General features: G+C 28.5%; 19 protein-coding genes and 1 pseudogene. All 20 read left to right on the top strand.

All coding sequences use genetic code 11. The features are described from left to right. Nucleotides 1-1,936: 1,936 nt before the first annotated feature. Complete coding sequence (locus FYJ33_RS14715) at nucleotides 1,937-3,031, top strand: hypothetical protein (RefSeq protein WP_154532546.1); 1,095 nt, start codon at nucleotides 1,937-1,939, stop codon at nucleotides 3,029-3,031. After that, nucleotides 3,000-4,901 carry a dynamin family protein gene (locus FYJ33_RS14710; RefSeq protein ID WP_154532544.1) on the top strand — a complete coding sequence of 634 codons (1,902 nt, stop codon included), beginning with the start codon at nucleotides 3,000-3,002 and terminating at the stop codon, nucleotides 4,899-4,901. Before FYJ33_RS14715 ends, FYJ33_RS14710 begins: the two co-directional genes overlap by 32 nt. A 15-nt stretch (nucleotides 4,902-4,916) precedes the next feature. Then, complete coding sequence (locus FYJ33_RS14705; protein WP_154532542.1) at nucleotides 4,917-6,686, top strand: dynamin family protein; 1,770 nt, start codon at nucleotides 4,917-4,919, stop codon at nucleotides 6,684-6,686. 17 nt (nucleotides 6,687-6,703) lie between these two features. Next, entirely contained in the window at nucleotides 6,704-9,274 is a 2,571-nt protein-coding gene (locus tag FYJ33_RS14700) for an AAA family ATPase (protein ID WP_154532540.1), read from the top strand. After that, nucleotides 9,265-10,455, top strand: a complete 1,191-nt coding sequence (locus FYJ33_RS14695) for an SEL1-like repeat protein (protein ID WP_154532538.1) — start codon at nucleotides 9,265-9,267, stop codon at nucleotides 10,453-10,455. The genes FYJ33_RS14700 and FYJ33_RS14695 overlap by 10 nt, the downstream gene beginning before the upstream one ends. A gap of 353 nt (nucleotides 10,456-10,808) precedes the next feature. After that, nucleotides 10,809-11,057 carry an IS66 family insertion sequence element accessory protein TnpA gene (tnpA, locus tag FYJ33_RS17075; protein WP_154532536.1) on the top strand — a complete coding sequence of 83 codons (249 nt, stop codon included), beginning with the start codon at nucleotides 10,809-10,811 and terminating at the stop codon, nucleotides 11,055-11,057. Continuing rightward, the gene (gene tnpB / locus FYJ33_RS17070; RefSeq protein ID WP_154532534.1) at nucleotides 11,008-11,205 is read left to right on the top strand and encodes an IS66 family insertion sequence element accessory protein TnpB; all 198 of its coding nucleotides are present in this window, start codon (nucleotides 11,008-11,010) and stop codon (nucleotides 11,203-11,205) included. Before tnpA ends, tnpB begins: the two co-directional genes overlap by 50 nt. Before the next feature lie 248 nt (nucleotides 11,206-11,453). Further along, nucleotides 11,454-12,077: a DUF47 domain-containing protein gene (locus tag FYJ33_RS14680; RefSeq protein ID WP_154532532.1), complete on the top strand. Its 624-nt coding sequence runs from the start codon at nucleotides 11,454-11,456 to the stop codon at nucleotides 12,075-12,077. Further along, entirely contained in the window at nucleotides 12,070-13,068 is a 999-nt protein-coding gene (locus FYJ33_RS14675) for an inorganic phosphate transporter (RefSeq protein ID WP_154532530.1), read from the top strand. The genes FYJ33_RS14680 and FYJ33_RS14675 overlap by 8 nt, the downstream gene beginning before the upstream one ends. Before the next feature lie 163 nt (nucleotides 13,069-13,231). Further along, entirely contained in the window at nucleotides 13,232-14,809 is a 1,578-nt protein-coding gene (locus tag FYJ33_RS14670; protein WP_206046717.1) for a permease, read from the top strand. A gap of 10 nt (nucleotides 14,810-14,819) precedes the next feature. Then, nucleotides 14,820-15,599 (top strand): TIGR03943 family putative permease subunit, encoded by a 780-nt coding sequence (locus FYJ33_RS14665; protein WP_154532526.1) that lies wholly within the window; start codon nucleotides 14,820-14,822, stop codon nucleotides 15,597-15,599. A 250-nt stretch (nucleotides 15,600-15,849) separates the two neighbouring features. Then, on the top strand, nucleotides 15,850-16,200 hold the full coding sequence (locus FYJ33_RS14660; RefSeq protein ID WP_154532524.1) for a nuclear transport factor 2 family protein: 351 nt from the start codon (nucleotides 15,850-15,852) through the stop codon (nucleotides 16,198-16,200). A 260-nt stretch (nucleotides 16,201-16,460) separates the two neighbouring features. Beyond that, on the top strand, nucleotides 16,461-17,291 hold the full coding sequence (locus FYJ33_RS14655) for a hypothetical protein (protein WP_154532522.1): 831 nt from the start codon (nucleotides 16,461-16,463) through the stop codon (nucleotides 17,289-17,291). 143 nt (nucleotides 17,292-17,434) lie between these two features. Beyond that, nucleotides 17,435-17,581, top strand: a complete 147-nt coding sequence (locus FYJ33_RS14650) for a hypothetical protein (RefSeq protein ID WP_154532520.1) — start codon at nucleotides 17,435-17,437, stop codon at nucleotides 17,579-17,581. Nucleotides 17,582-17,701: 120 nt separating this feature from the next. Beyond that, nucleotides 17,702-18,592 carry an aldose 1-epimerase family protein gene (locus FYJ33_RS14645; RefSeq protein WP_154532518.1) on the top strand — a complete coding sequence of 297 codons (891 nt, stop codon included), beginning with the start codon at nucleotides 17,702-17,704 and terminating at the stop codon, nucleotides 18,590-18,592. Between the two features lie 408 nt (nucleotides 18,593-19,000). After that, on the top strand, nucleotides 19,001-19,861 hold the full coding sequence (locus FYJ33_RS14640) for a hypothetical protein (RefSeq protein WP_154532516.1): 861 nt from the start codon (nucleotides 19,001-19,003) through the stop codon (nucleotides 19,859-19,861). Between the two features lie 98 nt (nucleotides 19,862-19,959). Further along, nucleotides 19,960-20,208, top strand: coding sequence for a hypothetical protein (locus FYJ33_RS14635; protein WP_206046716.1), 249 nt, complete (start codon nucleotides 19,960-19,962; stop codon nucleotides 20,206-20,208). Nucleotides 20,209-20,270: 62 nt separating this feature from the next. Continuing rightward, a pseudogene (locus tag FYJ33_RS17065) lies at nucleotides 20,271-20,432 on the top strand (GrpB family protein); the annotation flags it as partial. 42 nt (nucleotides 20,433-20,474) lie between these two features. After that, on the top strand, nucleotides 20,475-20,681 hold the full coding sequence (locus FYJ33_RS16520) for a hypothetical protein (protein ID WP_235900872.1): 207 nt from the start codon (nucleotides 20,475-20,477) through the stop codon (nucleotides 20,679-20,681). 814 nt (nucleotides 20,682-21,495) lie between these two features. Next, nucleotides 21,496-22,173, top strand: coding sequence for a DUF2971 domain-containing protein (locus tag FYJ33_RS14625; RefSeq protein ID WP_154532514.1), 678 nt, complete (start codon nucleotides 21,496-21,498; stop codon nucleotides 22,171-22,173). The last annotated feature ends 131 nt before the right edge of the window (nucleotides 22,174-22,304 follow it).

Genomic DNA, 22,304 nt, shown 5'->3' with positions numbered 1-22,304 from the left:
AAAACTTATACATATTAATTAGATTAACAATCAGAAAACCAGCATTACAGAGTATCTGTAGTGCTGGTTTTGATGCGTAATTTTAATTTATCTCCCGAAGGGAGCGTGGCGTAGCCACTTTTGTTCTGCAGAAGACTATGAATAACTGCCACATTAAAAATTAGATACAAAACTAAAGAACAAGCCGCAGGCACAATTACCCTTAAACTTCCTATCACATAAAGAATGAAACGGATGAAAATGTCAAAGGTGTGCAAGCATTTCGCTTGTACAATTCACTTTCCTTTGACATTTTCAGGAGTTGAATTACAATGTTTCAGGAAGTGTTAGGTTAGAACAAGTAATAATAAATGTGCAAGATCCAATTAAAAAAATAATTCCTTGCTGCCGCAGGCCTTGCACCGTAATCTCAAGTGTTAAGTTTTCCTTTTAGGATTTATTAAATAAAGATTAGAAGCTTTAAAAGTTGGGGGCGGTCTTGGACATGCAGGCACGAGTCCACATAATAGAGCATAAACAGTCCTTACGGAGCAATGTCAGACCTACTGCCGACCACAGAGGAATACCCGTTAGAGGCTGAGGGATGACTTGTCGGAGTAAGGGCATTATGCTCGGATGTGGACCGTATCTGCCAGTCCAAGATGGAACTGCTGATTTTATTAGCAAGTCCAAGCCCCCGCCCCGCCTACACGAAGTGTGATTAGAATTAACCACAGAACTATGGTTTTAAATGCTTGTTATACGGAGTAATGCTGCTGGAAATGTATGCATTGGAAGCGCAATTACGTAGTAAAACAAGCATTGCCACATTTATTCACAAAATTATGATTTTACTATAGAACGGAAAAACAGAACATTAACTTTTCTAAGTATTCCATAGTGAAACATATTTTATTACATGCATATTCATATGCATCTATTTCTACAATGTTAAGACTGCACCCCATCGGGTACCCGAAAAAGGACTAGTTTAATCCTTCTGTTTCTTTTGTCTACATTTGGCTTCAGAACACTTGCAGGAAGACAATATGTGGACTTAGGAAACAGCGGTAATAACCTGTTCTTTTTGTGGGTGATGGATAAGGTGCCCAAAGGAATAATTTAAGTATCAATAGTAGTATTAGTAGCAATCATAAAAGAATTATCAATTATATTACATGTCCTTTTAAAAATACGTATACAATGTATATATTTATAGTAATAATCAATAATTAAAAATTACTAAAAATAAGCTTATAGAAGATGATTAAAATATAAGAACAGATAAATTAAAAGAGAAAAGTTAAAGATTTATTTAAAATTGGAGAGAATGAAGCGGCAGCTTCATCATATAATTGGCTTTTAGCGTTAGCTAAAAGGTTTCCTTTGTCTGAGCAAAGCGAGTTATGATTAAATGAAATAATTATGACTTGAATCAACGAAGAAAAGAATTCTAGAGTTGAAGCGTGGAACAGAATAGCTAGTCAGAATTATTAGAATTATTTCAATCCTTTGTGTGAATAGAACACGAAAGTGTGGAGGGAGTTACAAACACAAAAAATGGACCTCTATATGAGTGAATAATGATAGATGGCTGAATATCTTGGAATATAAGTTATGGAGTTGAGGGCATATGCTGAGAGTCCATTTTAACTCATTCATTTTAATATAGATTTTTAATTAAAGGAAATACATATTGATTAATTTGTTGGTATATATACTAATTTTGGGGTTATTGACCTATATATAATAATTATATACAATTGTTATATATAATATAAATATATGTAGAAATTAATTATATAGTCATATAAAATTTGCATATATAATTGAAATTTTAATTATTATTAAGTTTCAATAAAAATATGTGATATAGGATAAATAGATGTTATAGTCAATTATTAATTGTTTAGATAGATATAGCAAATAAGGTAATAGGATAAGAAACGGAGGATATATGAGCAATACTGAATTAAAAAATGAATTTAAAGATTTTATAAAGGATTTAACAATAGAAATATGTGGCAATGTTTGTCTTGATAAGATATTACAAGTAAATCAAGAATATGAGAAAAATAATACACAATTAATAGCTAGTGTAGATAATATGAAAGATTTAATTAAAACCGGCAAAAAGGATTTAAGTGACATTGCTGTAAATAATAATAAACAGTTGTTACAGATTATAGCTGCTTTCAATAAATCTATAGAAAAAAGAGAAAATGAAATAGAAGAAATTGCAGAAAAAAATAAAAAAGAGTATGAAAAAATTTTTGAGAAATTTTATGGAGTTATAAAGGAAGCTGATACAAGTACAAAAAAGTTTGATGAGAATAATAAAAATTTAGATAACATATTAAAGAACGTGAAATCAAGTAATGCTATTGCACAAACAACATTAAATATAGTTAACAAGCAAAATTCTCAATTTTTTTCTGATGTAAAAAAAACAAATGGTGAAATTTTTACTAAATACAAAAATGATGTGGCTAGTTTTAATGAGCAGCAAAGGCAAATATTAATAAATGAAATGTCCGAAGCTATTATAAAACAGAAAGATGTTTTATCTTCTGAAATAATAAAAGATGTAAACAATTTTACTAACAAAATAACTAATGAAGTTATGGAAAAAATTAAAAGCTGTTCTGATACAATTATTGAATTTATTGAGAATGATAAAAATGAAGAATATTATACTGATATATTAAATTCTATTAAAACAATTAACAATGAACTTTATAGTGTTAAAAATTCTATAAATGAGAATGAAAATAAATTAGCAAATAATATTAATTTTATTTCAAATCAATATAACAAAGATATTCAAGAAGTTAAATCAAATTATGATGACCTTACTATAATAGTTAGAAAAGCGATAAGTGATATGAATAATATTACTGAAGCTATAACTCAAATGAACATATCTTATAATGATCTTGCAAGAAGAATGAAAATATGGGTTGGTGTTTTTAAATATTCTACAATTTTAATATGTATACTAATAGCAGGAGTAATATGTTATGAAGTGTTTGTTAGAGAACTCATCAGCTGATAAATTATCAGAAGAAATGAGTGAGCTTTTTGGAAAATTTATATTGCAAAGCAAGCGAATAGAATTAACAAAGGCTAAAGAAGAGCTTAAGGAAAAAGCTGAAATTGTAGATAGATATATGAAACAGTTAAACTTAAAAAATAAGGGAGAAATTTCTAGAAATTTTGAAATTAAGTTAAAAGAAATAAGAGGAAGTTTTGCTAATTCATATGATAAAGTTAATGATAAATTTATGCTTTTTATAGTTGGTAATGGTAAGGTTGGAAAATCAACTCTAATAAATGCTCTTATTGGTGAGGAAGCAGCAGAAACAAATTTTCTTCCAACTACATGGAAAATTGATGTGTATTATCCTGATGATGGGACAAATGAAGCTGTTGTAGTTTATAAAGATGGACAGGTAAAAAAAATGAAAACTGAAATGGCAAAAGCACTTGTAAAGGAAGAAGAAGATAGAACAAAAGAATCAAAGAAAAAAATAAATAATCTTAAGAATAAAATTCTTGTTAAATTAGATACAAAAGAAAAACGTGATGAAATGCTTGAAAAAATTACTAGAGATAATTTATATACATCTAATATAGCAGAAGTTCATTGGCCAGTAAAAACTAATTGGCTCCTTGAACAATGTCTTCTTGTTGATACACCAGGTCTTGCACAATATTTAAACGATACTAAACAGATAGGAAGTATTAAAGATTATTACTATAAAGCTGATGGAGTATTATGGTTATTAGATGGACAAACATTAAGTAATTCAAATACAAGTAATAAAATTGATGAATTGGAAGAATTACTTAATAATGTAGGAGGAATAAGAGAAAATATTATAGGAATTATAAATCGAATTGATTTAATAGAAAAAGATAAAGGAGAAGAAGGAAAAAACAAAGTAATAGATGAAGCAAATAAATTGTTTGGGAATAGTTTCATTAATATTATTCCTGTGTCAGCAAAACTTGCTTTTGAAGGTGTAACAGGTGAAAAAGATAATGAAAAAATTGAAAAGAGCAACATTAAAAAACTTCAAGAAGCTATAAAAAATATATTTATATTAAAAGCTGATGAAATAAAAAATAATGCAAAAGATCAAAAGTCTCGAGAGATTCTTATAAGAACAAAAAATATTATTGATGATAATAGAAAAAAAATAGGTAATTTGAAAAGAGTATATGATGAAAAAATGCAATTTTATGATGAAAATATTAGGAAGTTTAATGAAAGTATAGATGTTGAATTAAATAAAATGTTTAATAGTTATTTGAAAGGAGTAAAATCAAGAGTTAATATTTATGTAGGAGAGTTATCGGAAGGAAAAGGTATAGAATTTATAAAAAATAAAATTTATGATACAAATGAACTTACTTCAAGGATTAATTCATTATTAAGCATTAAAGGAAAAGAAGCAAAGAGAACTTTTGAAAATTGGCATAAGGAAGCTTATATAAGTGAATATAAATACATAAATGATATTATCCGTGTAAATGTTGCAGTAGATGTTAAAAGTACAATGAATCTTGCAGGGCTTAATGATATAAAAATATTTACTCCATCACAAGAAGATGACCTTATATCTGTACTTGGAAACTTATGGGGAAAACTTAAATTCTTTTTTCAAAAAGCAAGTATAATAAATAAACTTAATATTACAATTTCTGAACAATGTGAAATAATATCAAATCAAATAATGAAAAAATTTAGAGAAGAGGCAAGTAACAATAAAAAGATATGTGAAGAAAAATTAAGAAAATCATTTGAACAACTTGTTATGCCTTTATCAGAAATTGATGAATATTTTGAAAAAATTAATGAATTTGAAATAGATATATTTAAAGAGCAGGAAGCTTTAAAATTGAAAGATCTTTTATGAAATGAGGTATAGTTTATGGTAAAAGAGGATTTAAATGAAATATCAGAATTATTAAAGAAATCACCTCTTAGAGGAAGTCTATTAAATACAGAAAGCAGAAGAAAATTTTTTGCAGAAGAAATTTCAAAATTATCAAAAATAGACAGCATAATTTGTGGGTGTATAGATTCATTAAGTAATCCATTAAAAGTAGTTCTTATGGGTGAGGTGAAAGCAGGAAAATCAACTTTACTCAATGCACTTTTAGGAGTGGAAATTTCTTATATGAATGTTGTTGAAGCTACAGCAGCAATCCTTGAAGTAAAATATTCTCAAAAGGAATATGCAGTTATTGAAAGAAAGGATAATTCAAAAGAAAAATATTCAGATATAAAAAATCTTAATGCAATTCTTGATGAAAAAAGAAATGATCAAAAATTTTTTAATGAAATAGATAAAATATGTATATATACTCCTATTGAAAAGGTTAAGGAAATAACAATTGTAGATACGCCAGGACTTAATACTGTGACTTCTGAAAATGAAAATAGGACTAAAAATTATATTGCTAATTGTGATGTTATTGTGTGGGTAATGAATGGAAATCATTTAGGACAGAGTGATGTCACAGATGCAATAAATAATATAATGGATTATGGAAAGCCCATTCTTTGTGTTGTAAATAGAATTGATGAAGTTGATGGAGAACCAGAACAATTAGAAGACTATGTAAGAGATGAAATGGGCTATATGTTTAAGGAAGTATTTGCAGTAAGTGCAAAGATGGCTTTTGAAGGCAGGATTGAAAATAATAATGAAAAAATTAGTATGTCACGTTTTGAACTTTTCAATACATATCTTTTAAATAATATAGAGAGAAATAGTGAAAATGTACAAGTTAATTCTGTATATAAATCGGCATCAGTACAGCTTTCTCAAGAAATTAGTGCAAGCAGTTATGCATTTATGAGAGTAGAAAAAATAATCCAAGGAATTCAAAAAGAAATTGATTCAATAGAGAAATTTAATAAAGATATAAAAGATTCTTGTTATAAGATAATACTACAATGGATTGATTTTGAATTTTTTCAAAATGAAAAATCAAAGATGCTTTATGGGAAGGTGGACAATTCAATATTAAAAAAATATTTTTCTGATGAATATATAAATAATCTTATACAAAATAAATATAAAGAAATAAGCAAGGAAATTTATAGGCAATGGACAGAATATAATGAAAAACTTATGAATGAAAAAAAACAAGCTCTTAAAAATAGTATTTCTATTGAAAAATTTGAGGATGGAATTTTTAAAAAAGAAAGTAATAATTCTAGTCAGGAGATAAAAGAGAGCAGTGCAGGAGGAGCTGTAACAGGAACAGCAGTTAGTTTTGGACTTGCAGGGTATGCAGCGTGGCTAGGGCCAGGAGCAGCATACATAACAATAGGAAATGCAATTGGTACTTTTTTCCCACCACTTCTTATTGCAGGCATTGCAGGAGGAGCTGTATTTGGAATAATGAAAACATTTAAGAAAAATGATCAGGAAAAGAAAATACTGAATGATGATATAAACAGGAGAATTGATAATATTAAAGATATATTGAAAAATTCTATAGCTGATAAAATGATTGATAATTTAAGAAGCATTTCAGATTCATATAAAGATGAATGCATAAATTCAAGTATTGCAATATTGGGACAGTTTGATTTTACCTTAAATGAAGCAGAAAATTTAATTAATGAACTTAATTCATATATAGATAAATTGAAAGAAGTTCAACAAAATATAGATATTAAGCTTTAAGATAGAAGAATAATAATATGAAAACAAAATTTTTATTTGCTGAAAATTTTCAAAAAAGCATACCTAAAGAAGAAATTGCAATAATAGGAAAAGATATAAAAAGATTTTCTGATGAGTATGTACAAAATAACTGCAACATATTTAATATGGGTACTGGATGGTACATACGTGAGATTAAAGGTAATTGTCATATTAAAAAAGTATATAAATTTAGAGTGAATAGGAAAGATAGAATTCTTTTTACTTTTGAAAGATATATTTCAAATAGAGCTTCATCATCAGAATCTGTTATATTTTTGGAATTCTGTAGACATGATGATCAAATATTTACAGGAAGAAATATACAAAAAGTGAATTCTAAAAAAATAACTAAAGATGAACAATTTGATGAAAAAGAAGATGAATTTGAGAATTATGTGAATTATAGAGGATATACATATAATTATGATTATAATACAGAAATAACATCGATTTTATCAATAGAAGAAATGGAAAAAATAGCTCAAGGTGATGATGTCAAAAGAGTCCGTTATTATCTTAATGATCATCAATATATGATAGTAGAAGATAATAAAATACAGCCTTTGTTTTTATTTGGAAGTGCTGGAAGTGGAAAAACAACAGTTTCAATATATAAGGCAGAGAAACTTAGGAAAAATAATATTAAAGTAGGATATTTTACATATTCTGAACATCTAAAAAAGGATGTTGAAGATATTTTTAAAAATATTAAAGACGAAAATTCAATAGAATTTATAGAATTTAACATTGTAAATGAACATATACTGCATAGAACTAAAATTAGTGATTATTTAAAATATGAAGAGTTTGAAGAATGGTCATGCAGTATTTTAAGAAAATATAAAAATTTACATCCTAAAGATGTATGGCGCGAAATAAGAGGAATAATAAAAGGATTAGTACCTTTAAACTGGATAAATATTACTATAAAACAAAAAGATATGAATAATGAATTAAAAGAATATTTACAAGAGAAAAATTATATTGATGTAAGTAATGAAATAATTACTATACAAGGAAGCAATTTAGCAGAGATAAATTCCAAGCTTAGTATAAATAATCATTTTCGTAATATATCTCAACAGTTTCTTAAGGAAATATATAATAAGCTTAATCAAAAAATAGCAGAAATTAATATGCTGCCTCTTGAAATGTATCTTAAAGTTAATAAGCAATATTCTTTATTTGATATTGAAACACGAAACAATATTTATCATATTGCATGTTTATATGAAAAAATGCTTAAGGATAGAAATAAAAAAGATGAAAATGATATTATACGTTTAGCATTAAAAAATAATACAGAATTAAAGTATGATTATATAATATGTGATGAAGTTCAGGATCTTACAGAAATACAGACATATTACTTATTTAATACTGTAAATAGAATTGAAAATATTATGTTTTCAGGAGATTATAATCAAACCATAAATCCAACATTTTTTAAAACACAGAGAATAGAATCATTATATAAAAGTCTTAATGGATTGAGCAATTTTAGAGCTGAAATAATGGAAACAAATTATAGATCAGCTCAAAATATAGTAAATTTTGCAAATAAACTTAAAGAACTAAAGATAAAGAAAATTGGATATGATAAAGACTATGATTATAATGAAACATCTATTAGAAAATATTCAGGAAAAATTTTTATGATTCAAGGAAATTTAGTATCAAAAGAAAGATTAAGTGATATAAACAATGAGCGTATTTATGTTGATATTCTTGTTTCAAATGAGAAGATAAAGAAAAAGTTGGAAAATAAATATAATATGTCTGCAATATATACCGTTGGAGAATACAAGGGATGTGAAAATAAATATATTATTGGAGTAAATATATTATCTTCTTATAAAGAAAAACTGGACTATATAATTAAATCTGAAGACAAAATTAATAATATAGAATATATGTATTACTTTAATCTTCTATATGTATTTATTACAAGAGCCAGAGATAACATATATTTTATTGAAGATGATCTGCCAAATAATTTTATTGAATATTTTAATGAAAATTTTATTTGGATTGATAAATTTGATCTTAAAAAATTGGAACTAGAAAGTGTGTCTACTAAAGATGAACATTATCAAAAAGGAATAAATCTCGAAAAATTGGGACAATATGAAATGGCTATAGATTCATATAAAAATGTAAAAGGATTATATGATAAAACCAAAATTGCTATAAAAAGATGTAATGCTCTTTTAAACAATAAAAAAGGAAGGCATATAGAAGCTGCATTAGAACTTATGGATATAGGAGAATATAAACTTGCAGCAAAATGTAGTTTTCAAGGTAGAGATTATGAAAATGCATTAAAAGCTCTTATTTATGATGATAGTTCTTATGAAGAGATACAAAAGAATTTTAATAATGTAGGTTTTAGTGTTTTTGAAGTGATTGCTAGGATGAAAAATGCAGATGAATTAAATGAAAAGTTTAGCAGAATATTAAATATGTATATGGATAAAAAGATAGAAAGTATTAAAGATAATATTGTAACTATTGATGAAATTACAGAATTATTAAAGCAGGAAAAAGGAGAGGACTTATGGATATAGTATTAGATACTGCCATAAAAAAATTTGAAGATACAATAAGCTCAATAGAAGAAGCAAAAAATTCTATTGAAAGATTAGGTGATGCTGTATACTCAATAAATAACAAAATGGAAACTGCTTCTAAATCAAATTTAATAAATGAAGAAAATATTAAAATATTAGAAGAAAAATTTGAAAAACAAGAAAATAGGTTCAAAGATTTATTTGATAAATTTGAAGATTGGCGTAATTATCAAACTGAAAGAATAAATAAAGCGAATGAATCAATAGAGTTGTTTTTTGAGAATGCAAAATCTATTTCTGAAAAGTTAAAAATTATTTCTAAAGAATATGAATCGATTAATGAAGAAATCAATAAAAATAATCTGAAATTAGCAGATGAAAATATAAAAAATATGGTAGATAAAATTAAAAATGCAATGCAGGAATCGAATGAAATTATTACATATTCATTAAATATACAAACAACTATTTTTGAAGGATTTTCAGAGTTTTTTGAAAAAGAATCTGTTAAGTTTAAGGAAAATATGTCTCAAATTTTTAATGAAAATTGTATAGCAAATATGGAAAAAAGAATAGAGTCAATTGAAAATGAAAATGAAGTTATTATTGAGCAAAACAAACAGATAATTGAGAAGATTTCTAATAAGGAATATATCGCAGAATTTACAGGCATAATTGAAAATATAGTGAGAAAAGTAATTCAAGATAAATTTGATTCTAATGAAACTATTTATGAAAAAGCTATAAAATCTTTAAACAAGGATGATTTACCTGAAGCATGCCATATATTTTATGAAGGAATAAAAAATAAAGATAAAGAATGTCTGGAAAAAATTATTGAAATGAATAATATGCTCAATAAATATAAGGACATGAATAACAGTGAATATTTGGTGATAAAAGCTATTGCAGAAGAAAAACAGGGCTCAGAAGATAAAGCAGTTAAATATTTTGAAATGGCAGGAAGAAAAGGTGATAATATAGCTCAAAAAAGGTACTTAGAAATATGTAAAGAACTTTCAAAAAATAATACAGAATATAAAGAAATAATGGGAGATATATATTATAAGGGTATTTTCGTTGAAAAAGATAAGGAGATAGCAAAAGAATGGTATGAAGCAGCTATAAAGGAAGGTAGGAATACTGCTGAAGTAAAAATGAAAATGTATTTTTCATAATAAATTATAGTATTGTTAATATTGAGAGTTAAATAGATATGTTGAAATAAAAATGTCTATTTTTGTTATGGATTTTAGTCTGTTGAGCGAATGTGAAACATAAGACCACCTGCTATGCAGGTGGTTTTGACTGTTATGCAACATTTCCAGAGTCATTCTTTTTATCATCTTCAGGATCAATAACAACTCCAAGTTTAGTAGAAATTATGGTATTAAGGTAAACGGTAAATAAGTAAACGGTAAATAGCAGGTACCTCGAATAACTTTAGTTTTTTTGAGATAATTAGCGTAAGCTTTAAAAAACTAATAGTTTTTCAAAGTGGCTAAACTAGTTTTTTGGAGGAACTTATATTATGGATAAAAGTACTCATGAAATGCGTTTAATGAAATGGACAGCTATCATAAAGGAATGCCGAAGTAGCGGTAAAACCGTTACGGCTTGGTGTAGTAAAAATAATATTAGCAGCAAGTCATTTTATTATTGGCAACGCAAAGTAAGAAATACTGTATTTGATACTATAAAAGATACTAAAATTCAGAGCAATACAAAATTTGTACAACTTCCCGCCCCTATTGATTCTTGGTCTTTTATGGGAAGGTGATGGATTCCTACTTCTATACAAGCGGCTTGAAACTGGAAAGTTTCAATGGCCGAGAAATGAATCTGAAGTAAAATCTATTTCATCTCAACAATTTAAATGGTTAATGGAGGGATTGGCTATAGAGCAGAAAAAAGCTATTAAAATCTAGAATTTTTAGATGATCTTCTACCATGGTCAGATAAACTGCCACAAGAATGTAGAAAAACTAACCGATAAAAGCTGCCATCGCTGGCAGCTTTATTTTTTTGTACAGGTACGCATTATTTACCGTTTACGTTAAATCCATGTTAATTTGTAAGTTTTGATTAAAAAATATTTTAAAAATGTAATAAAAGCAATATAATTATAAGGGAAATAATGGCTAAGACTTTTTACAATAATATGGGGGATGAATTAATGTTTAATAATAAAAAACAAGATAAGTTTTTTAGCTTGTTACTAGAATCAGCCGAAGTTGTTAATGAAGCGGCTGTAGAATTAGAAAGTAACTTAAAATGCATAGATACCACAGAGAAATGGATAAAAAAGATTTCGGAGTTAGAGAATAAAGGAGATGAATTAGTTCGTACTGTAATTAAAGAACTAAATGATGCATTTATAACACCTATTGAAAGAGAAGATATATATGAAATCGTCAAAGAAATGGACAATATATTAGATTTAACAAATTCTCTTGCTCACAGATTTATAATGTTTGATGTAAGAGAAAGCACAGATGAATTAAAATGTGGATGTAATATATTAGTACAGATTACTCAAGAACTTGTATCATTAATCAATGAATTGCAAATACATGGGTGTGGGTCAAAAAATATAAATGAAAAAATAATTAACATAAGTAATATGGAAAGTGAAGCTGATAAGATATTTAGAAAGACAGTGCAAAACTTATTTAAGTGCGAAGAAAATCCTATAAAAATTATGGTGTGGAAGGAAATATATCAGATATTAGAAAATGTAATAGATAACTGTGAACAGGTAGCAAATATAGTAGAAAGAGTTGTAATTAAAAATGCATAGTTCCTTAATAATAATTGTACTAATAGTTATTTTTGCAGTAGTATTTGACTTCATAAATGGATTCCATGATACAGCTACAGCTGTTGCTACTTCAATAACAACAAGGGCCTTAACACCTAGACAGGCTATAATAATATGCTGTATATGTAATTTTACTGGTGCTTTTATGGGAACTGCAGTTGCTAAAACTGTAGGGGATAACATAGTTAGTCATACAGCAATACCTCAATGGGTAATAATGTGTGTATTAATTGCATGTATAATGTGGAACTTATTGACATGGTATTATGGAATACCAAGCAGTTCATCACATGCATTAATAGGAGCGCTTATTGGAGCAGGAATAGCTTATAACATGAATGTTAACGTTGTTAATTGGTATAATTTTTTTCACAGTGTAGTTTTATGGTTAATTCTTTCGCCTTTAATAGGATTTATAGTTGGATATATATTGATGTTAATATTAAATTGCATCTTAAAATCACATAAGAGATCAGTTATAAATAAGGTGTTTTTAAAGTTACAGATACTGGCAGGTGCATTTATGGCACTTAATCATGGAGCAAATGATGCTCAAAAATCTATGGGAATAATAACTATGGCACTATTAAGTGGTGGATTAATAGGCAGTTTTGAAGTACCTATGTGGGTAATTGGCCTTTGTGCTTTATCAATGGCTCTTGGAACGTCTATAGGTGGTAAGAAAATAATTAAAACTATGGGTAGTGGAATGGCAAAATTGACTCCTGTTAATGGTTTTGTAGCCCAGACTGGAGCAGCACTTGTAATATTATGTGCAACATTATTTCATGCCCCAGTAAGTACAACACATATAATAACAACAAGTATAATGGGTGTTGGAGCATCTAAAAGACTTAAAAGTGTAAAATGGGGAGTAGCAAAACAAATAGTTTGGGCTTGGGTTTTAACAATTCCAATAACAGCTATATTCTCAGGAATAATAATTTCACTAGTAAAAATATTTATTTAATATTGATGTTTATTTTTAATAAAAATAGTAGCTTCCAATTGCGAGTCGGGGCTACTATTTTTTTGACCGCATTATAAATTTTGACAATTTAGTAAAAACATATTATACTTGTATAATGCAAATAACTTGCATTTGCACTGCCGAATCTAATTTAGTATATAGGATGGTGAGTATAACGAGGACTGAGATAGAAATCGTAACCGGATTTTTAGAGTGGGGTAAAACCACTTTAATCAATAACATAATTAAAAAAGAATTTAAGGACACTGAAGATAAAATAGTTATCCTTACTGGAGAAGAAGGAATTGAGGAAATTGATACTTTATCAAATGAGAATATTATTGTAAGAGAAATTGAAAATGAAAATTTGAATTATAAATATTTTAAAAATATTCAAAGGGAGTTTTCTCCTTCTTATATTTTTATAGAATATAACGGCATGTGGAACATTGAGGATGTGCTTAATATAAAGTTTAAGAGTGAATTTAATGTTGATAAAATCATAGGTACTGTCTGCCCTGATACATTTACTATGTACACAAATAACATGTATGAAATTATTGGTGGACAGCTTGAGAACTGTGACATGGTTTATATCAATAATTATAACAATATGGAAGAGGAAACTCTTAAAAGCGTCAGCAGCTCTATCAGAGTGCTTAATAAAAAGTGCAGGATTATTGATGATGAAGAAGATAAAGATGATTATTTTAAGGATGTGCTTGGTGGTAAAGATTTAGCAGGTACAGATAAATTTATATCAATAGTTCTTGGCTGCATATTGTTCTGGATTGTAATTTTGTATCTTACTCTTCTTGCAGACAATGGCTACAAGGATATTGGCAAGGTTGAGAGGTTCACCACAATATTTTTAAGCATACTTATTGAATCAATGCCATTTATCCTTATAGGATCAGTAATATCATCAGTTATGCAGTTCTTTATTCCAGATGAGAAGATGGTAAAGCTCTTTAATAAAAAAGGTGCTAGTGGCTATTTCTTTGCCTGTATTTTAGGAATGGCAGTGCCAATATGTGACTGTGGCATGATGATAATTACAAGAAGGCTTATAAGAAAAGGTGTATCGGTACCTAAAGCAGTTACATTTCTGCTTGCAGCACCTGCTGTTAATCCTATAGTCATGTTGTCCACATACTATGCTTTTCCTGAAAGACCTGGAATTGTTGTCTGCAGAATATTTTTTGCTATGCTTATTGCAGTTATTACAGGGGTTATCCTTAATGCACTTATCAAGGATGAAAAAGTAGTGCTAAATGATATGACAATCAACAGCTGCAATGGTTATGGTATTCAGAAAATAAATTACAAAGGTACTCTGGGAAAAATAGAAAGTGTATTTAAGCATACAGCAGATGAGTTTTTTTATTCAGCAAAATATATTATTTTTGGAGCAGTTGTTTCATCGATTTTACAGATAGTCGTTTCAAGAAGTGCATTTGTGGGAGTAAAATCTAATTTATTTGTCCAGCTATTGATAATGATGGGCTTGTCATTTTTCATGTCTGTATGTGCAAATTCCAATGCTTTTATTGGCAGAGGATTTACATCAGTGTTTTCAATAGTGCCAGTACTGTGCTTCATTGTAATGGGACCAATGGTTGATATTAAAAACTTATTTATGATGAGCGGAACATTTAAAGAGTCATTTATTCTAAGACTTGTACTTATTATTTTAGCAGTATCATTTGTAGCCTTTGGCTGGTTCTTAATCTGGATTTAGGAGTGGTTATATGAAGGAATATGTTAATGTAGAAAAATTAATTAAGATAGCTGTCATGAGCATATTATCATTTTTTATGATATATGCAGTAGCAAGTAAAAAGCTACAGAACTACGTTAATCCAAGAATGAATATTGTAGCCATTATAAGTGCTGTAATCCTTATCCTTATCGTTATATTTACCATACCTGATCTCAAGAGGAAAAAGCATACTATTTTTATAAAGGATTATGTCATTCTGCTGATTCCTATAATTTTAGTATGCGTTGTTCCATATAAAGTTTATGATTCAGAAGGTCAGGCAAGTGTTGATAGTAGCCTGAGTATGAGCAGTAGCAGTGATATAAGTAAAAATAACCAGGATACAAAAAAAGTTGAGCAGAAAAAGAGTGATAAAAAGGCAGTCAATCCGATGGTCAGAGATGGAGTGACATGGGATGTAAGTGACGAGGCGTTTGCAAATAGCTATCTTAGAATTTGTGGAGATATGAACTTTTATGAAGGTCAGAAAATCAAATTAAAGGGCCAGTTCCTAAGAACTAATGATTTTTCAAAGAGTGAATTTGTTATAGCAAGAATGGCAATGGTATGTTGTGCTGCAGACCTTCAGCCATGCGGCTTTTTATGTAAGTATAATGACTTTAGTGCATATAAGACAGAGCAGTGGATATCAGTTACAGGCACAATTCATGTTGAGGAATATCGTGGCGAGAAGATGCCTGTAATCCATGTTGAGAAACTGGCTAAAGCAGAAGCGGCAAAAGACAAATATATCTATTTTAACAGGTAATATACATTTTTTTAGAGTGATAATTAAAATCAAATTTCGAAAATTATAATATAATCGTAATCTTTTACCTGTATTCCCCAATAGACGTTACCAATATCGTAATTGTTTGCCATTATTTTTAATAAAAGATTAGATTGTGACAAGTAATTACTGGATATATCATAAAAAGTGCAATGATTGTAAAAGTAGCTTTAAATTTACAGTATTTACTGCCATAATATATATATATAGGAATTATGGAGGGGAAACTATGGCTGCTAAAGATATCATAAAATCATTTTGGAACGATTTGATTGCAAGTAATAAAAGTAAATTAAAAGAGTATTTTTCTGAAGAAGCATTAATAAACATACACAATATCAACAAGGAAATAACATTAGAAGAATATATAAATCGAAATTGTGACCATAAGGAAGAGTGGGATGGAGAAATAGTCCGTCATGTTGAAATGAATGGACTTTCAGTAGTGGTCACTAAGATTAATACATCCGAGGATAACTTATCTTATAATGTTGTAAGCTTTATGAAAATTAAAGATGATAAGATAATTAGTATAGATGAATACTGGGCAGAAAACGGCCGTATGCCAATGTGGGATTAAAGAGCGCTTTACTGTTTTAAAAGTGATGGTTTTCCTCGTGATAAGAAGGATGGGGAGCCATGTATAAATTTAAATAATGACTTTACCTGTAAAGTTCATGAGTGTCTTAAGGAAAAAGGCTTTAATGGCTGTCTGTCTTATGACTGTTTAGGGGCTGGACAGAGAGTCTGTCAGGATACTTTTAAAGGCGTGAACTGGAGGAGTGATAAACAGAACGCTCCTAAGATGTTTAGTGCATTTTTAAAGATGAGGGGAAAACAATGTATTTAATTTATGGGATAGCAGCGATTTTATTATGCTGCATTATACAATTCGCATCAACTTTTATTTTAAGATGGTCTGTTCTTGATCTGAATCTTTTATTATTTTTCGGAGTGTATTTTGCTTCAAAGTTTGTCTCAGAAAAGATGATGCTGGGACTTAATAAGAGCAATAAAATGGACACAAAAATCAGGCGCTTTGTTTGTATAGCATCAGGTATAGCAGTATTTATAGCGCTTTACTATATGGAATTTAAGGCAAACGATATGCTTCAGGGGGTTACTGGACATGCAAATCTGCCTACTGACTGCTCATTTATTGATTATCTTGTCTATAAGATGAATTATGTTGACCAGGAGTTTGTAACAAAACAGGGACGAGTAGGAACATTCCCTACATCAGGCGTGATAAATTATATCATATTTGTTTTACAGATTTTATGTTCTGTTTTTGGCTCTTACATAGGCTACAGCGGGAAAAAGACAGATTACTGTGATGACTGCCACAAGTACTACAAGACTAAAGAGTTATTCTGTGCAACTCATGGTGATCTTGGCCAGATAATCAAAAACGGCGAGATAAAGATAGCTGACTTGAAGAAGCTTACATCTTTTATTGACAGACATAAGATATGCAATGACAAGAAAAGTGCCAAGTACAGAGGGCTGCTTTTATACTGTCCTGACTGTGGGAAGGCGAAACTGACTATAAAAAATAAATCTTATGATAGCAAGTCAGGAAAAGAATTCAGGGAAAAAACTATAGAAATAGATAAGTCCTGGACAAAGGAGCTTGTTGAGAAAAACACTAAAAAATATAACTTTGATTAGATGAGTATTTAATACATAAGCTGAATACTGTTAATCAGCTATTTCTAAGTAAGAATCAGAAACCGCTAGAAATTCCTACAGCAGGTGTTGTTAATTATTTCATATTCCTTCTGCAGGTACCATGTTCACTATTGGGTGCATTTGTGGGCAACTGTAGAGACAGTAAATATTACTGCAATAAATGTAGAAAATACTATAAGACAAAGAGACTTTTTTTAGCAACAAGAACAGATGTAAATACGTTGATAAAAAGAGAAAAAAGTATTTGTATAGATGAAATAAAATTCTAAAGTTTAGAGGAGTCTGCGCAATGTTTGTGGGAGGCTCCTTTTTGATTGAATAAAGGTCGTTAAAGTAATAAAATGTAAATAGGTGATAAAAGTTTGAATGGGTATGAATTAGGAGGTTTTATGGAGGTTTCAATTAGTAATGAGAATTTAATTGTTAAGGCGAATACACATGGTGGAGATATTCACTCAATACAAGGCAAGAAATCTGGGCAGGAGTATTTATGGAAGGGCATCCCTTTCTGGTGGAAGATTTACTGTCCTACTCTTTTCCCTGTCATCGGTAAGGTTAAGAATTTACATTATAAATATAATAACAAAGAATATTTCATGCCTCAGCATGGATTTGCAGCTAATGCAAAGCATATACTTAAGAATAAAACTGCTAATGAAATGGAGTTTGTGCTTAAGAGTGATGAAGAAACAAAGAGCATCTATCCATTTGAGTTTGCATTAAGTACAAAATACAAACTTGAAGGCAGCAGGATTATTATCACGTTTGAAGTAAAGAATAATGATGATAAGGACATGTACTTTTCAATAGGAGCGCATCCTGCACTTAAGTGCCCTATGTATGGCGAAGAGGACAGTCTTGATGATTATTATATCGAATTTGAGCATAAAGAAACTGTTTCAAAGAAGGAAATAACAAAGGATGATTTCCTTACAGGCAGAAAAATTGAATTTTTAAAAGACAGCAATGTTATTAACTTAAGTCAGGATACTTTCAAGGATGGGACTATGATTCTTGAAAATCTAAAGTCAAATTATGTAGTTTTAAAATCAAGAAAGCATAATAGAAGCATCAAGATAAATTTTGAGCAGTTTGATATCCTTTCAATCTGGGCACTAGACAGAAATACTGAGTTTGTCTGCATAGAGCCATGGATGGGACATGCTGACTATGATGATTTCCATGGAGAAATAAGTGAAAAAGAAGGAATCATAAGATTAGAAAAAGGCGGAGAATACAAGATAAGTTACTCTATAGAAATAAATGAATATGAAAGTTAAGATTTTACTAGAGGAGTGAACAACTTTAATGTATATTTTATATTGTATAATGTATAATTAATGAGAAAACTAGCAGAACTTTGTCTGCTAGTTTTTATCTTAAATGGAGGCAGATCCTCCAAACCACCTATGAAATTACTGAACGTAATTTCATTTTGGTAGGTGGGGCTTGTCCACCTTGAACATCTCAAGTCAGAAATATTTTTATTAAATAAAGCTTGTCCACCCCATAAGTTTGCAGAAACTCACGATAGGGAGTTTCATCCGAAATTATACATTATACAATATACATTATAAATTCTATATTCTACACTATACATTAATTATTCTCATCTATTATACATATATAAATAGGGAGTGTTTGCGTGGATAAAAAGTTATTTATACATAGAAAGTGTGATGATTGTTATGAAAACTGGTATGAGAGTAAATAATAGCAGAAGTAAAAAGAAAGCTAATGCTAAAAAGAATAAATATAGTGATGTTGAAATTATAACAGAAGAGCATGTAAGAACCTTTGAGAAGATTCATGATCTTGATACAAGTCCCAGAATAACTCCTTTTATATTCCTTATAGCCTCTATAATATGCATATTTTCCACAATGACAATTTTAATCTACATGGGGATTGTCCTTGCTACTATCACACTTATCTGTTTTTTAAGAAAGTCATATTGGACAGCTCATAGATATAGACAGGCTGTTTTAATGTATTTGCAGGATGATTATGATGGATGCAGAAAATATCTTAACAAGATTCCAAAGCAAGAAAAGGAAACTGAATGTTATAAGGAATTCCTTTCATTAGTTAATGATAAAATTGCACCAAAAACTGATAAAGGTGAAGAGGATAGTATTAAAGAAGATAATCTTAAAAAAAGTGATGACATAAGTATAGAAGAAAAAAATAATGAAGAAATTACTGCTTGTGAAAATCCACTAACGGATATGGATGTGTATAATGAAGTTAAGGAGATTCTTTCTGAAAACAGAAGGGACTTGACTAAGTTTTACATGACACATACAGATGATTACTGTGACTTATGTGTTTCATCTGAAGTTTTTCTAAGGGCAAAGCTTAAGGAAAACAATCAGTATGTATTAACTAATTTAAATGGTGAAGATATAAAGAGGCTTAATCTTAATGTGGAGAATGCAGCTAAAGAAGAAAATTATAATGTACGGGTGAAGCTTAATTCAAAGGGAATCATAAGAAAGTTAACCACATATATAATACAGGAATATGACAACTGTTCAGTGAGGTATTAAAATATTAAATTATTAAGTTATTAAAAAATTAAAGTATTATAACATTAGCTTTTTTAACATACATTTATAAGAGTAATAAGTATGTGAAGCGGAGAAATATGAAAAAGAGAAAATTACCCAGTGAAAAGTGTTTTGGCAGATTAGAATCTGTATTTTCTTTTTGTGATGCTATGCCTACAGGTGTGACTATTTCTGAAACGGGACGTATATTTGTGAATTTTCCTAAGTGGGGTGATGATGTAAAATTCACAGTAGCAGAAATAGTTGATGATAAGATTGTTCCTTTATGGAAAAGATTTAAAGCTGATAGAAAAATAACGGAAATAAAAAGTTGTGTTATGATATAACTTTTAAGAAATAGAGAGCACTTAGTTCAATATATCCTTTGTAAAATTCAGCCCACTGAAAGATTAGTTCTAGGATAGTTGCTATAATTAATAAAAAAATAGCTATACAGATACTATGCTATGGAAGTCAAGACAAAGAATATTTCCAGCTTGTTGCTTTTAGGGACTACCTTAATAATCATGATGATGTTGCAAAACAATATGAACAACTAAAAATAAAGCTGGCACAGAAGAAGTATAAGGTTGAGTACGACTGCTTAAACAGTATGTTTGATATTTATCATAAGAGTGAGAACTATGATAAGATTGATGAATTAAAAATAATGTTACTGGAACTGCTTTCAAAGAGCAATAAATATGAATATCATACGCTTGTATATAAATATATTAAGATGTATGATATGCAGAATAAGAAGGATGAACTGCAAGATATAGTGAATTTCATGATAAATCTTAATAAAAAAATTGTGTAAAATCTGATATATAGGTGTAAAGTATAGGGAAACTCTTTTGGGAGTTTCTTTTTTGTTTGCAGGAAATTCATGTAAAGCTGTAATACAGAATATAAAATTAAATTCTCAGTTAAATATGGAAATAACTATAAGAAAATAGTACAATAAATTAAATAATATGTAAATAAAATGGAAAGGTAAATTATGAAAAAGATAAATTGTATTTTAAGAGTTATTGTTATAGCACATCTAATTATTTTTATAGGGTTTAACATTATATTAATGTTATATTCTTTAGTTACATCAAATTATGATGTAATAGATAATCTATATAACCTATTATCTGTGTTCTTATCAATTATATTATTAAATCTCTTTTATAAATATAAGAGTTATACTAATACTTATTTTCAAAAAATAATGTTAGTGAGTGTTTTATTATTTATAACTCCATTGTTAAAAACAACTTTAAATATATCAGATCCTATAAATCTCTATTATGTATTAATTGTAAATATACCTACGTGTTTAACTGTACTTTCTACTTTGAATATTTGTATAGAAAGTAAGTATGAAATTACTAGTATAAACATCTCAAAAAAGCTATATCTATTTTTATATTCTGTAAATACATTATTATTTTCAGTAATAGTTGTGCTACTTAGCAGGGCATTTATTATGTTGAATCTATTTAAATATTTTTGAATTAAAGATAACATGTGGGCATAGGTGAGTATGAGGTGAAATAAATAAGGAGGAAACTCTTACTTGCATTTTAAATATATTAAAATAATATATTTAAATAAATTCAATTAAAAAAGGGGAAGATTAGTTAATGGGATGGAGAGAAGAATATATAGATAAATACTTTGATGATCCTGATGATAGTTTTATGATGAGGATAGTATCTGGAGAATTTGGAAAAAGGTTATATAAGTTTTCATCTGAAGAATATGCTTTTGACAATTTAAAAAATGGATTAATTCCAGTAAAAAAAGCAAAAGATGAAAATGATGCATTTGAACTTACTTATAGATTAAATTTCAATAGAAATGGTCAATGGGAGGGTACTGATGATATTGACGAAAAAGTTTATTATTCTTATTTTAAGAAAAACTTAAGTAAAGAAGAAAAAGATAAAATTTACAAACAAGCAAATGATTATTATAAAGAACCTCTAGACGACTATTTTAAAAATAAATATATAGCTTCATTATCTGATAGAAATGACTTACCATCGATGTGGGCTTACTATGGAAATAATAATTCAGGGATATGTATTGCATATGATATTATATCTTTGATAAGCTTAAATCAAGTATTTCCTGTTATTTATACTGAAGATACGCCTGTATTTCATAATAAGGATAAAGATGATTTTAAAGATATATTACGAATACTAACATCAAAGCCAAAGGATTTCTATTTGGAAAATGAGTGGAGAATAGTAGTGAATGTGCTTTTGTCAATAAGAAAGTGTACCACCTTGCTAATTAAAAAGTGTACCACTTAGAATAAAAAAATAATACCTGCTTTCAGTTGCGGGTGATATTATAATTGCTACTGTTGTACAGACTTATTATTAAGGCCTAATAGATGTTCTTTTTGCTGTCGGTATCTATAACTTTCTCCATTAAAAGTTAA

Origin of the sequence: Inconstantimicrobium porci (genome assembly GCF_009696465.1) — a bacterium.
GTDB lineage: Bacteria > Bacillota > Clostridia > Clostridiales > Clostridiaceae > Inconstantimicrobium > Inconstantimicrobium porci.
The sequence above is the reverse complement of the archived record's forward strand: the minus strand, read 5'-3'. Positions and strand labels throughout refer to the sequence as shown.